Annotated in this window: 16 protein-coding genes; 3 read left to right on the top strand and 13 right to left on the bottom strand. The window is 70.4% G+C overall.

Annotated features, from left to right (window positions below; translation table 11 throughout):
* Positions 1–13 precede the first annotated feature (13 nt).
* On the top strand, positions 14–772 hold the full coding sequence (locus QL987_RS07695; protein WP_290157024.1) for a DUF4383 domain-containing protein: 759 nt from the start codon (positions 14–16) through the stop codon (positions 770–772).
* 277 nt (positions 773–1049) lie between these two features.
* Here QL987_RS07695 and QL987_RS07690 read toward each other — a convergent pair whose 3' ends face one another.
* The 12 genes from QL987_RS07690 to QL987_RS07635 all read right to left on the bottom strand — a co-directional run bounded on the left by QL987_RS07690 (position 1050) and on the right by QL987_RS07635 (position 11387).
* Complete coding sequence (locus QL987_RS07690) at positions 1050–2375, bottom strand: AAA family ATPase (RefSeq protein ID WP_253466712.1); 1326 nt, start codon at positions 2373–2375, stop codon at positions 1050–1052.
* On the bottom strand, positions 2372–4336 hold the full coding sequence (locus QL987_RS07685; protein WP_290157020.1) for a cytochrome c oxidase assembly protein: 1965 nt from the start codon (positions 4334–4336) through the stop codon (positions 2372–2374). The genes QL987_RS07690 and QL987_RS07685 overlap by 4 nt, the downstream gene beginning before the upstream one ends.
* A gap of 130 nt (positions 4337–4466) precedes the next feature.
* Positions 4467–4754: an HU family DNA-binding protein gene (locus tag QL987_RS07680; RefSeq protein ID WP_110823157.1), complete on the bottom strand. Its 288-nt coding sequence runs from the start codon at positions 4752–4754 to the stop codon at positions 4467–4469.
* A 307-nt stretch (positions 4755–5061) separates the two neighbouring features.
* On the bottom strand, positions 5062–5367 hold the full coding sequence (rpsN, locus tag QL987_RS07675; RefSeq protein WP_110823155.1) for a 30S ribosomal protein S14: 306 nt from the start codon (positions 5365–5367) through the stop codon (positions 5062–5064).
* A 3-nt stretch (positions 5368–5370) separates the two neighbouring features.
* Entirely contained in the window at positions 5371–5541 is a 171-nt protein-coding gene (gene rpmG, locus QL987_RS07670; RefSeq protein ID WP_110905119.1) for a 50S ribosomal protein L33, read from the bottom strand.
* Positions 5541–5777 (bottom strand): 50S ribosomal protein L28, encoded by a 237-nt coding sequence (gene rpmB / locus QL987_RS07665; protein WP_110905118.1) that lies wholly within the window; start codon positions 5775–5777, stop codon positions 5541–5543. Before rpmB ends, rpmG begins: the two co-directional genes overlap by 1 nt.
* 382 nt (positions 5778–6159) lie before the next feature.
* Positions 6160–6846, bottom strand: a complete 687-nt coding sequence (locus QL987_RS07660; RefSeq protein WP_290157015.1) for an alpha/beta hydrolase — start codon at positions 6844–6846, stop codon at positions 6160–6162.
* Positions 6847–6856: 10 nt separating this feature from the next.
* A complete protein-coding gene (locus QL987_RS07655) occupies positions 6857–7279 on the bottom strand; it encodes a transcriptional repressor (RefSeq protein ID WP_110905116.1) in 423 nt (140 codons plus the stop codon).
* A complete protein-coding gene (locus tag QL987_RS07650) occupies positions 7276–8196 on the bottom strand; it encodes a metal ABC transporter permease (RefSeq protein WP_111076037.1) in 921 nt (306 codons plus the stop codon). The genes QL987_RS07655 and QL987_RS07650 overlap by 4 nt, the downstream gene beginning before the upstream one ends.
* The gene (locus QL987_RS07645) at positions 8196–9029 is read right to left on the bottom strand and encodes an ATP-binding cassette domain-containing protein (protein WP_253468047.1); all 834 of its coding nucleotides are present in this window, start codon (positions 9027–9029) and stop codon (positions 8196–8198) included. The genes QL987_RS07650 and QL987_RS07645 overlap by 1 nt, the downstream gene beginning before the upstream one ends.
* A 59-nt stretch (positions 9030–9088) precedes the next feature.
* Positions 9089–9997, bottom strand: coding sequence for a zinc ABC transporter substrate-binding protein (locus tag QL987_RS07640; protein ID WP_111076039.1), 909 nt, complete (start codon positions 9995–9997; stop codon positions 9089–9091).
* Positions 9998–10118: 121 nt separating this feature from the next.
* Positions 10119–11387 (bottom strand): PTS transporter subunit EIIC, encoded by a 1269-nt coding sequence (locus QL987_RS07635; protein ID WP_290157012.1) that lies wholly within the window; start codon positions 11385–11387, stop codon positions 10119–10121.
* 178 nt (positions 11388–11565) lie between these two features.
* Here QL987_RS07635 and QL987_RS07630 point away from each other — a divergent pair, with 178 nt between their 5' ends.
* Positions 11566–11802, top strand: a complete 237-nt coding sequence (locus QL987_RS07630; RefSeq protein ID WP_111076041.1) for a PTS glucose/sucrose transporter subunit IIB — start codon at positions 11566–11568, stop codon at positions 11800–11802.
* On the top strand, positions 11799–12251 hold the full coding sequence (locus tag QL987_RS07625; RefSeq protein ID WP_290157010.1) for a glucose PTS transporter subunit IIA: 453 nt from the start codon (positions 11799–11801) through the stop codon (positions 12249–12251). Before QL987_RS07630 ends, QL987_RS07625 begins: the two co-directional genes overlap by 4 nt.
* 62 nt (positions 12252–12313) lie before the next feature.
* Here the strand turns inward: QL987_RS07625 and QL987_RS07620 are convergent, their stop codons facing one another.
* Positions 12314–13051 carry a GntR family transcriptional regulator gene (locus QL987_RS07620; RefSeq protein ID WP_221850981.1) on the bottom strand — a complete coding sequence of 246 codons (738 nt, stop codon included), beginning with the start codon at positions 13049–13051 and terminating at the stop codon, positions 12314–12316.
* Positions 13052–13094: the final 43 nt, after the last annotated feature.

Raw genomic sequence — 13094 nt, 5'->3', positions numbered from 1 at the left:
GGACTCGGGAGCGGTGCGCGCTGGCGTCCGCGTCACGGGCATCGTCCTCCTCGGAGTCATGGTGGTCGGCGTCGTCATCCGTCTGCTGAGCGGGAAACGATTCGGTCGCTCGGGGTCCGACACGATACCGTTGGGCGACTCGTCGGGAGCTGGGAACGCGGGCCTCCGCAGCAAGGCCACGGCCGTCCTGCAGCAGGTCTCCGGACAGCGTGACACAAGTCGGTCGGGCACCGGGACGCGTGCCGCCGGCAGTGTGCGTGACCAGCGCGACGGCGGGCAGTCGTACAGCGCGATCGTCGCGCAGGAAGAGGAGACCCAAGTGGCCGTCAAGGAACCGAGCATCACCGCCTCGCCGAACCGTGCACTGGCGATGACCGCCGGCACGCTCTTCGCGATCTGGGGCATCCTGGGCTTCTTCTTCGCCCAGGACGGCGGCGGCGCGTTCTTCAGCCGCTCCGGTGGGTTCCTCTGGAACTCGTTCGGGCTGAACCCGGCGCTCTGCGGGCTGTGGACCATCCTCGCCGCGGCGTTCTTCATCGTGGGTCTCGGCAACACGATCGGGTCCCGCGCGGTGAACCTGGTGATCGGTGTCGTCCTGCTCGTGCTCGCCGTCTACGGGTTCGTGTTCTCGAACACCTCGGCGAACGTCTTCGCGCTGAACACCACCGACAACGTCTTCCACGCGATCGTCGCCGTCGTCCTGCTGCTCACCGCACTGGGCGCCGACAAGGAGAACCTCCGCGCACTGCGGGCAGCGGGCGCGCGCGCCTGACCTGCTCCCCCTCGACGCCCGTCTGCCGCTCCGGCAGGCGGGCGTCGTCGTGCGTGGGGCTGGTGCGTGCGGTGCGTAGCGGGGGGCACTACCCGCCGCTCGCCCGCCCGCCGAAGTCTCACAACCCGCCGCCGGCCCGACGCCGAGGTCGCACGAACGGCCGCCGACCGCCCGGCCAGGCGGCACATCGTGCGACCTCGACGGACACGAGCGGCACGTCGTGCGATCTCGGCAGGAGCAGGAGGGGTCGGTCGAGCGACGGCTGTCTGCGTCGGCGTCAGGCCTCGGGCTCGTCCGGGGCGTCGGCCGCGGGCTTCGGGGCCTCGAGCTGGGTCGCGACGACCCGGGGTGACTCGGACATGAAGCGGCGCACGTCGAGGTCCACGATGATGTCCGCCGGCCGCAGCGGGCGCGTCAGGTACAGCCCGTCGAGGGACGTCAGCCGCGACAGCGCCACGTAGGTCTGCCCTGCACTGAACACCCGGTTGCCGAGGTCGACGACCGCACGGTCGTAGGTGCTGCCCTGCGACTTGTGGATCGTGACCGCCCAGGCCAGGCGCAGGGGGAACTGCTGGAACTCCCCCACGGTGTCCTTCTTGAGTTCCTTCTTGTCCGGGTCGTAGGAGTACTTGAACTTCTCCCACACCGACGGCTGGACCTCGAAGTCCTCACCGTCGACGCTGACCCACACGGTGTCGCGGATGCTCCGGACGATGCCGAGCGTGCCGTTCACCCAGCGCTGGTCCGGGTCGTTGCGCAGGAACATCACGTGCGCGCCGGGCTTCAGCTCGAGGGCCTCGTCCGCCGGGTAGTTCCGCCCGCCGAAGTCGCCGTTGACGTCGGCCTTGGCGGTCTTGAGCTTGCCCGGCAGCCGTTCGAGCGCGGCCTTGTTGATGCGCGAGACGGTGTCGTTCCGGGTGGCGAGGGTGATCGCGTCGTCGGGCGCAGGTCGGGCCCCCGCCTCGTTGAGCTGCTGCGCCACGTCGGCGGTGACCCGACCGTGGCGGACGGCCGTGAGCATGGCGGCGAACGCGTCGTCCCGCTGCCGGTGCACGGTGGCGAGCTCGATGATGTGCAGCTGGGCCTCGAGCCACACCTTGGCGTCGAAGAACCACATGGACCGGTAGTGGTCGGTGAAGTACGCCCGCTCGTCGCCGTCGCCTGGCACCGGGGGCAGCTGGTAGGGGTCGCCGAACATGACGACCTGCACGCCGCCGAACGGTTCGAACTGCCGCCCGCGGGCCTTGCGCAGCGAACGGTCCATCGCGTCGAGCAGGTCGGCGTTGACCATCGAGACCTCGTCGATGACCAGGGTGTCGATGGTGTTGAGGAGCTTCCGGGTGTCCGGACCCTGCCGCAGTTCGGCGTCCGCGATGAGGCCGATCGGCAGCCGGAACAGCGAGTGGATCGTCTGCCCGCCCACGTTCAGCGCGGCGACGCCGGTCGGGGCGCAGATGACGACCTGCTTCTCGGTGTTCCAGGACAGGTGGTTGAGCAGCGTCGATTTGCCGGTACCGGCGCGTCCGGTGATGAAGACGTGGTCGCGCGTCGACTCGATGTACTCGAAGACCGCCCGCTGTTCGGCGGAGAGCTCGACGCTCACCGGGCGCTCGATCCGGCGCCGACACCGCTCGCGATGCCGTCTTCGCCGACAGTCGCCCCGCTGCCGGCCGGGAGGCCCGTGGCCGCGCTCCGCAGCCGCACGAGACCGACGGCGACGACCGCGATGACGAGGAGCACGCCGGCGACGATCAGCACCGTGCCCGCACGGGCCTGGTCGGCCAGGGGATCCGGACCCCACGTGCGGCCCATCGCTCCGAACCAGGACGCCTGCAGCAACCCGAGCGGCCCCTGCATCGCGATCCCGAGCGAGACGGTGCCCGCGGCCACGACGACCGCACCCACGGCACGCACCAGGAACGCCGCGGTCGACGGACGGCGGGCGCCGAGGGCGATCGGGGTGAACAGTGTCGGCAGCGCCAGCAGTCCGACGAGCAGGAAGACGAGGTCGACCACCGTACGACCCATCGCGTCGCTGACGGACCAGCGCAGCACGTCGGTGGCGTACAGCCCCCACCAGAGCCCTGCGAGCAGCAGGAACGCAGGGAACGGCTGGACCAGGTACCGCACGACGGCGTTGTCGACGAAGACCGTGGTCCACTCGGCGACCCCGGCGCTGTCGTCCGTGCGCCGGTGCACCGCGGCCCGGATGAGCTGCACGGGCGCCGCAGCCCTCACCAGCGCCGGGACGACGAGCCCGAGCAGCACGTGCGCGCCGACGTTCGCGGACACCAGGTACCGGTCGTAGGTGTGCAGTGAGCCCGAGGTCGCGACGACGAGCGCCACGATCCCGACGCCGGCGGCCACCGAGCGACGGACCGGCCAGGACCGTCCCTGTCGGCGGAGGCGCATGACCCCGGCGGCGTAGGCGGCGACCAGCAGCACGGCGGCCATCAGCCAGAAGAGGTCGATGTTCCAGTTCGTCAGCCAGCCCCAGGAGCCCGGGGCGGCCGGCAGCGAGTCGTCGGTCAGGACCTCGGCCGGCGTCGGGTCACTGGTCTTGCTCAGCGCCAGTTGTCCGGCGGGGGTCGCGGTGCGGCCGAGTGCGGCGGCGAAGCCCGAGGCGACGCCCATCACGGCGAGCTCCACGACGATGAGCGTCCAGAACGGACGGGCCTTCGCGGGCGCCGCGGTCAGGGCGGAGATGACGCGCTTCCGGTGCACGGCGCCGATGACGCCCATCGCGACGATCGCCCCGACCTTGACGAGCACGAGGACGCCGTAAGGGCTGCCGAGTTCCGCCCACGCTCCGATGCGGATCTGCGCCGACACCACCCCGGAGACACTGACGAGCACGAAGCAGCCCAGCGCGATGCTCGAGTACCGACCGACGACGGCGGCCAGGCGGGCCCCGGGGACGACGTCGCGGATGAGGACGAGCATCACCAGTCCGCCGACCCAGAGCGCGGCGCCGACCAGGTGCAGCCCGAGCGCGGTGACGGCGGCGTCGTGGCTGGCGGTGCCGGCCGCGTGGCCCTGCTGCGTCAACGGCACGAGGCCGATCAGCGCGACGCCGGTCGTCAGCGCGACCATGCCACGGGAGCGCACCGCGAAGCAGAGGACGGTGACCGCCGCGGCGACGAGCACGGTGGTGAGCCAGGCGAGCCCGAGGTCCGTGCCGGTGAGGAAGACGCCCATAGACTGCCCGAACTTGGCGTCCAGGCTGACGGTCCCGCCGGCGACGCTGAGGTACGTGAAGAAGGTCGTGACCGCCGAGGTCACCGTCCAGACACCGGCTGCGGCCGCGGCGACGTCGATCGCACGGTCCCATTCCGGCGCGGTGCGGGAGAGTCCGATCGTCGCGAGGGCGAGCCCACCGATGGCGGCTGCGGCGGACAGGTCGACGAGCATCCGCGCGATGGGGAGCCCGAAGCGGACGACAGCACCGGGGTCCGCGATCAGCGCGGCGTCGGCACCACCGCCGACGACGAGCGCCACGAGCAGGGACACGAACGCCGCGAGCAGCAGGACGCCGGGGCCGGCGATGCGCGCGATGCGGTTCACCCGTCAAGCCTAGGCGCTGGCAAGCGCGCCACCGCAACCGCGCGGGCCGACCTGTGGACAGAGCACGGGCCTCCCGGGAACGACGGAAGGGACGGCGCGAACGCCGTCCCTTCCGTGGAGCTGAGTGGTCTTACTTGACCGACGCCTTGAGCTTGCTGCCGGCGCTGACCTTGACCGAGTCGCTCGCGGCGATCTCGATGGCCTCACCCGTCTGCGGGTTGCGACCGGTGCGCGCGGCACGGTGGGTCTTCTCGAAGGCGATCCAGCCCGGGATCGTGACCTTGGTGTCGTCCGCGACGGACTTGCCGACGACGGCGAAGAGCGCGTCGACGACGCCGTTGACGGTGGCCTGGCTCTGGCCGGACTCGGCGGCGACGGCAGCGACGAGCTCGGTGCGGTTCAGTGACTTGTCAGCCATTGGATGTCCTCCTCGGACTTCTTGCGTATGGGTCGGACGCGGAACGTCCGGATGCTGCGGGACGGTTGCCCCGAGCGGTGGGCCCGACCGGACCGAGGGCCCGGGGAACCGCTGATGAACCTACCAGCCGGTTCCGGGGTTTCCGGTCGACTCGCCCGGTTTTCCGGGCCTCCCGAGGGACAGGAGTGGCTGATGTGACGGATGTGACGACCGTGGTGCTGCCCGGAGTCGGCGGATGACGTCCCCCGGACAACGACGACGCCCCCACGACCTCGAGAGGTCGCGGGGGCGTCGGTGGGACTGGTGCTTACCAGGAGCTCTTCGTGATGCCGGGGAGCTCGCCACGGTGGGCCATGTCGCGGAAGCGGACACGGCTGATGCCGAACTCACCGAGGTGGCCACGGGGGCGACCGTCGATGGCGTCACGGTTGCGGTAGCGGACCGGCGACGCGTCGCGGGGCAGCTTCTGCAGGCCGACGCGGGCCGCTTCGCGGGACTCGTCGGTGCCGTTCGGGTCGACGAGGGCCTTCTTCAGCTCGAGGCGACGCTCGGCGTAGCGCTCGATGATGACGGCGCGCTGGTTGTTCTTCGCGATCTTGCTCTTCTTCGCCATGGCCTAGCGCTCCTCACGGAAGTCGACGTGCTTGCGGACCACCGGGTCGTACTTCTTCAGCACGAGACGGTCGGGGTTGTTCCGGCGGTTCTTCTTGGTCACGTACGTGAACCCGGTGCCCGCAGTGGAACGGAGCTTGATGATCGGACGGATGTCCTGACCGCGCTTCGCCATCAGATCTTCTCCCCACGGGCGAGGATGCCCGCCACGACGGACTCGATACCGCGAGCATCGATCACCTTGATGCCCTTGGCGCTGACGTTGAGCGTCACGTTACGACGCAGCGACGGCACGTAGTAGGTCTTCTTCTGCACGTTCGGGTCGAAGCGACGCTTCGTCCGACGGTGCGAGTGCGAGATGTTGTGACCGAAGCCGGGAACGGCGCCGGTCACCTGGCACACTGCAGCCATGGTTTCCTCCTGATGAATACCGTGCAGCCGATCGGCTGCACCCAAGGTCACTTGCCTGGTGCACACGCGCTGGACAGTCGGCACCAGACGGATCGTCTGGGCGAGGAGCCCGGCGAGGGGGTGTGCGCACCGCCCAGACCGGCGGCGGTCCGGATCGACGAGGTCGACCTGGGTCAGCACATCCGGGCCAGGAGGCTCGGATCCGGTACCACGCGACCGCGGCGTTCGCGACGGTCGGAGGGCAGAACAACGGGCACTCCGCGCAGGCGCGGAGAACCAGCGGCCCACGTTACGCGACGGCCGGGCGCGTCGCAAGCCGGGCCTCCCGACCGGGCGGGGCGCCGGACGACGCGAGCCGGGAGCCGGGAGCGATGCCGGCGCTTCAGACCCCGTCGGGCGGGCGGGGCGCCAGCGCCTGCACGATCAGCGCGCCGAGCTCCTGCGGCGCCGTGAACATCGGCCAGTGCCCGGTGTGCAGACCGACGATCTCGAGCTCCTCGGTCGCCACGAGCTCGGCGGCCCACACCTGGTGGTCCGCGACCATGCCGGCCAGTTCGTCCGGGGCGATCTCGCACGTGATGACGGTCGCCGGGATCCGGTGCCGCGCGGGGTCGGCGTAGTGGAACCGGTCCGAGGTGACCCGCGCGGGTTCGGGGACCGCCCGCCGCTCGACGTCGGCGCGGATCTCCGGGGTCATGCCGCGGAGGGTCGCCGCCTCCCAGATGTCCCACGGCGGTAGCGGCACCTGTCCGTCGACCACCGGCAGTTCGTCGTTGACGCAGCCACCGTCCGGTCCGGGGAAGGTGTCGGCGTAGACCAGGTGCCGGACCCGGTCCGGCCGCTGGTCGGCGGCCATGTACGCGATCGGACCAGCGCCGGAGTGGCCGACGAGCACGACGGGTTCCGGGGCGGTGTCGACCCGGGCGACCAGGTCGGTGACCTGCTCATCGAGCGTCGACCCACGACGGGTGACGGCGTCGACGGTGTGCCCCGCCGCTCGGAGGGCCGGGACGACGTCGTCCCACGCGCTCGCGTCGAGCCAGAACCCGGGGACCAGGATCACGTGCATGTCGCGCAGACTACGCGCCACCTCGGACAGCGGCACGGGCGGTGCACTCGGCGCATTCGCCGAACACGTCGACGACGTGGCTGGCGTTCGAGAACCCGTTCGCGGCGGCGGTCGCGCGCGCCCACTCCTCGACCGGGTCGGCCTGGATCTCGACGGTCCGACCGCAGACGCGGCATATCAGGTGGTGGTGGTGCTTGTCGGTGGTGCAGGCCCGGTAGAGGGACTCGCCGTCCTGCTGCAGCGAGTCGGCGTCGCCCTCGGTCGCCAGGTCGGAGAGCGCCCGGTAGACGGTCGCCAGGCCGATGGTGGAGCCGCCGTCCCGCAGGTGCGCGTGCAGCGACTGCGCGCTGACGAACCCCTCGGTCTCCGAGAGGGCCCCGCGCACCGCTTCGCGCTGCCAGGTGTTGCGTCGTGGCTTCTGGACGGCGTTCATGCTGCGACTCCTTGCTTCGGTGCGGTCGGGAGGCTCGTCCCACCGTCGACGTGCTGCTCCCGCGCCGACACGCGGTCGCGTCCACGGCGCTCCTTCCGGGCGCCGAGCACCCGGCAGACGACCCAGATGAGGAACGAGATGGTGGTGACGTACGGGCTGATGGGCAGACCGCCGCCGAGGGCCAGGAGGATCCCGCCGACGACCGAGGTCACGGCGAAGACGACGGAGAGCACCGGCACGAGGACCGGGTTCACGGTCACCCGCAGTGCGGCGGCGGCCGGGGTCACGAGCAGCGAGAGCACCAGCAGCGCTCCGACGATCTGCACCGACACCGCGGTGGCCAGTCCGAGCGCGAGCATGAACACCAGCCCGAGCGTCCGGACCGGGATGCCCGCGGCCGCGGCGACGTCGGGGTCCACCGAGGCGAACATCAGCGGACGCCAGATGACCACGAGGATGAGGACCACGACGGCTGCGATCGCGACGAGCATGCCGAGCTGCGGGTTGTCGACCGAGACGATCTGGCCGGTGAGCAGTCCGAACTTGTTCGCCGCCCGGCCCTTGTAGAGCGCCAGGCAGAGGATGCCGAGGCCCAGCCCGAACGGCATGAGCACGGCGATGATCGAGTTCCGGTCGCGGGCCCGGCTGCCGAGCAGGCCGATGAGCAGCGCCGCGACCAGGGATCCGACGACCGACCCGCTGACGACGTTGACACCGAGGAGCAGCGACGCACTGGCCCCGGCGAACGACAGCTCGCTGATGCCGTGCACGGCGAAGGGCATGTTCCGGGCGACGACGAACGGCCCGATCAGGCCGCCGACGACGCCGAGCACCGCCCCCGCGATGATCGAGTTGCGGACCAGGACGAGCAGCTCGCCGTAGTCCTGGAACGAGAAGACGGTCGACCAGATGTCCATCAGATCCGTCCTTCGTCCGGCGTGGTGGTGTGCGGACCGGGCTCGCAGTGGTGGTGCCCGTCGCCCGCGGTGTCGTGGGCGTCGCTCGCACCGACGATGACGATGCGGCCCATGGTCCGGACGACGTCGACGGGCGTGCCGTACAGGTCACTGAGGACGTCGGCGCGCAGGACCTCGTCGGGGGCGCCGATCCGGAAGCGTCCGCCGGCGATGTAGAGGACCCGGTCGACGACGTCGAGGATCGGGTTCACGTCGTGGGTGACGAAGAGCACCGCGGCGCCCTGCTGTCGACGCTGCCGGTCGATCAGTTCGGTCACGCCGCGCTGGTGCCGGAGGTCGAGCGAGATGAGGGGTTCGTCGCAGAGCAGCAGAGCGGGGTCGGCGGCGATGGCCTGTCCGACGCGGGTGCGCTGCTGCTCGCCGCCGGAGAGCTCGGCGACGGGGGCGTCGGCGAACGCGGTGGCGCCGACCTCGTCGACGATCCGGTCGATGCGCTCGCGTTCGGCACGGCGTTCCGGTCGGATGCCCCAGCGGTGCCCGGTGACGCCCTGCGCGATCATGTCGCGGGCGCGCAACGGGGTACCTGAGTCCATCAGCCGCTGCTGCGGGATGTAGCCGATCCTCCGGTGGCCGCGACGGACCGGACGGCCGAGGAACGACATCGACCCGCTCGTCAGGCGCTGCTGGCCGAGGACGGTGCGGAGCAGCGAGGTCTTGCCGGCGCCGTTCGGTCCGAGGACGGCGACGAACTCGCCGGGCTGGACGTCGAGGTCGAGCCCGTCCCAGAGCCGACGGCTGCCGTAGGCGAGCCCGGCGTCCCGGAGCGCGAGCACGGCGGAGCCGCCACTGCGCTCGGCAGTGGCGGCTCGGTCCGGATCCTGGAGGGTCGTCGTCACTGCTTCAGTGCCGCCGTCACCGCGTCGATGTTCGCCTGCTGCCACGAGACGTAATCCTCCCCCTTCGGGAGCGTCTCCGTGACACCGACCACCGGGATGCCCGCCTTCTCGGCGGCCTTCTGGACCTGCTCGGTCTCGGCGCTCGAGGTCTGCTCGTTGACGGCCAGCAGCTTCGCCTCGCCGCTCGTGAAGAGCTTGAGGGTGTCGTTGAGTGCGGCCGGCGGCACGTCGTCGCCCTCTTCGATCGCCTCGGAGAAGGCCTCCGGCGTGACGTTGTCGAGGCCCATGGCGTCGAAGAGGTACCCGGGCACGGGCTCGGTGTACGCCACCTTCTCGCCGTCGACGGTCTTCTCGACCGAGGCGACCTGGGACTCGAGCTCCTGGAGCTTGCCGGTCAGGGTCTTCGCGTTCGCCTGGAAGGTGCTGGCGTCCGCGCTGTCGAGCTTGCCGAGACGCTCGGCGACGTCCGCGACGAGCTTCACCATCGTCGGGTAGCTGTAGAACACGTGCTCGTTGAACTCGGTGTCGCCGGACTTCTGCAGGCCGGAGAGCTGCACGACGTTGATCGTCGGCGCCTTGGTGTCGGCGGCCTTGGACAGCGTCGTCATGAAGTCGTCGTAGCCGCCACCGTTCTCGATGAGCAGGTCGGCCTTGGAGACCGCGAGCTGCGTCTTCGCGCTCGACTCGAAGGAGTGCGGGTCCTGGGACGGGTCCTCGAGGATGCTCGTGACGTCGACGTGGTCGCCGCCGATGCGCTCGACGATCGAGCCGTAGACGTTGGTCGATGCCACGACGCGGACCTTGCCGTCTCCGGAGTCGGACGAGGCGGGTGAGGTCGCGCACCCGGTGAGGGCGAGCGCGGCGGCGCCGACGACGAGCGGCAGGGCGAGGAGGCGGGTGTGCATGGTGACGACGCTAGCGCCACATGAGAACGATTGTCAAAACCGTTACCGATGGAACGACGGGAGGCCCGGTGCCAGCTGGCACCGAGCCTCCCGTCGTGCGTCCGGTCGCGTCGCGACGTGACTACGCCTTGGTGAGGTCGTCGACCGAGGCCGAGGCGATCTCGTCCTCCGGCTCGCGACCCGGGGTCCGGAGGTTCCACTTCTTGATGACGAAACTGAAGAGGAAGTAGTAGACCGCCGCGTACGCCAGGCCGATCGGGATGAGCCAGATCGCCCCCTTCGCCTTGCCGAAGTTCAGCACGTAGTCGATCGCGCCGGCCGAGAACGAGAAGCCGTCGTGGATGCCGAGCGCGTTCACCAGGGCCAGCGAGGTACCGGTGAGCACGGCGTGGATCACGTAGAGCGGCCAGGCCACGAACATGAACGAGTACTCGAGCGGCTCGGTGATGCCGGTGACGAAGGACGTCAGCGCGGCGGAGAGCATGATGCCGCCGACGAGCTTGCGCTGCGAGGGGCGGGCGTTGCGCCAGATCGCCAGGGCACCGGCGGGCAGGGCGAACATCATGATCGGGAAGAAGCCGGTCTGGAAGATGCCGGCAGTGGGGTCGCCCGCCAGGAAGCGCGGGATGTCACCGGAGACGACACCGTTCGGGCCGTTGAAGCTGCCGAGCTGGAACCACGGGAAGAAGTTGAGCAGCTGGTGCAGGCCGACCGGGATGAGCATGCGGTTCGCGAACCCGAAGATCCCGCCACCGACGACCGGCTGCGACGTGACCTGCTCGCCGACCCAGGTCAGGCCGATGTCGAAGTACCGGTAGACGAACGACATCAGCACGGCGATGACCAGGCCGGCCGCCGCGGTGAGGATCGGCACCAGGCGACGACCCGAGAAGAACCCGAGGAAGTCGGGCATCTTCGTGCGGTGGAACTTCTGCCAGAGCCCGGCGGCGACGAGACCCATCACGATGCCGCCGAGGACGCCGAAGTTGATCGTGGCCTGCTCGCCGTTCGCGTCCTTCACGCCCGCCAGGACGATCGGCGACATGGTCTTGAAGACCTCGTACATGACCATGTAGCCGACGACCGCGGCCAGCGCCGTCGTGCCGTCCGACTTCTTGGCCCAGCCGATGGCGATGCCGACGGCGAAGAGCAGCGGCAGCCAGGTGAAGATCGCGTTGCCGGCGGAGCCGATGACGCTCGCACCGGTCTCGAAGCCCGGGATCGCACCGAGCAGGTCGGGCTGCCCGATCCGGTTGAGGATGCCCGCGGCCGGCATGACCGCGATCGGGAGCAGCAGGCTCCGGCCCAGCCGTTGGGCGTTCGCGAAGAAGCGGGACTGCTTCTTCGGCGTCTTCTTCTCCGGCACGTCCGTGGTGGCAGCGGTGCTCATCGGAGTTCCTCTCGTCATCGGGTGGAGCTGTTCGGGGTGAGTTGAGTCGCGTGGACGGCGCAGGTACCCTCGGCAGTGTCGCCAGGTCCGGTCCTGTCCGGTCATGACCAGTTCGTAGTGTCGATGACCGTGGACTGCATGTCAACCTGTGAGCGAACCCGTAACGAGGAGGAAACAGATGGCTGACATCAAGGCTGCCGACATCATCGCCGCACTCGGCGGAACCGACAACATCGACGAGGTCGAGGGCTGCATCACGCGCCTCCGCGTCGAGGTCGAGGACGGCGACCTCGTCGACAAGGACGCCCTCAAGGCCGCCGGCGCACAGGCCGTCGTCGGTGGCGGCACCGGCTGGCAGGTCATCGTCGGACCCGTAGCCGACAACCTGGCGCAGGACATCCAGGACGAACTGTGACGGTCGTCCGCACGCCGTTCGCCGGGCCGGTCGTCGGGCTCTCCGACGTGCCGGACCCGGTGTTCGCCGAGCAGCTCGTCGGTGCGGGCGTGGCCGTCGACCCGACCGGCACCACCGGTGAGGTCACCGCGGTCGCCCCGGTCGACGGCACCATCGTCAAGCTGCACCCGCACGCGTTCGCCCTGCAGGGTGCCGCGGGTACCGACGTCCTCGTGCACGTCGGTATCGACACCGTGAAGCTCAAGGGCGAGGGGTTCACGCTCCTGGCGAAGGAGGGCGACACCGTGGCCGCGGGCGACCCGGTCGTGCGCTTCACCCCGGCGGCCATCACCGCGGCGGGGTACTCCCCCGTCGTCCCCGTCGTCGTGCTCGGGTCGACGCCGGACTCGGTCCCCCAGGACACCGTCGGCACCACCGTCGCCGAGGGTGACGCGCTCTTCGAGGTCTGAACGACCGACCAGCACCGGACGGGCCGGGAGCGAGCAGCTGCTCGCTCCCGGCCCGTCCGTCGTCAGACCCGTGCCGGGCGGGAGGCCGTGACCTCCATCTGCACCCGGTAGCGGTCTGAGCGGTACCAGCTGCGGGCGTGCTCGACCGCGCGCGTCCCCGAGTACGACACCCGGTCGAACTCGAGCAGCGGCGCCCCGGTCTTCGTGCCGAGCAGCGTCGCGACGTCGTCGGTCGCCGGATTGGCGGCCACGGTCTGCTGCGCCCGGTCGATCGGGTGCCCGTAGACCTGGTCGGCGATCGAGTACATCGAGCCGGACAGGTCGTGGTCGAGCATGCCGGGGAACACGTCTGCGGCGAGCCAGGCGTCGTCGACGGACACCGGGGCACCGTCAGCCATCCGCAGGCGCTTGAGGTGCAGTGCGGTCTCGCCGTCCCCGAGGTGCAGGGCGGCGACCGTCGCGGCGGGCGGGACCCGTTCCTCCCGGACGAGCACGACCGTCGTCGGCACGTGCCCCATCGCGCGCATCTCCTCGGTGAACGAGGCCAGGTGCAGGGTCGACTGCATCGGACGGTTCGCGACGAAGGTGCCCTTGCCGCGGACGCGCTCGAGGTGACCCTCGTTCACCAGCTGGCCCAGGGCCTCCCGCACGGTGATGCGCGAGACGCCGTACTCGGCGATGAGCTGCCGCTCCGAGGGGATCGCGGCCCCCGGCGCCAGGCGGGTGGTGATCTGGTCGAGCAGGATCCGCCGCAGCTGCTGGTGCTTCGGTTCAGCACCCTCGGTGATGCGGCTCGGCAAGCGGACTCCTCGTGTGGATCAGGTGGTCCTGTGCGGACATGAC

The organism is Curtobacterium sp. APC 4022 (genome assembly GCF_030407555.1).
Classification (GTDB): domain Bacteria; phylum Actinomycetota; class Actinomycetes; order Actinomycetales; family Microbacteriaceae; genus Curtobacterium.
Note: the sequence above shows the minus strand (reverse complement) of the source record. Positions and strands in the feature narration are given on the sequence as shown.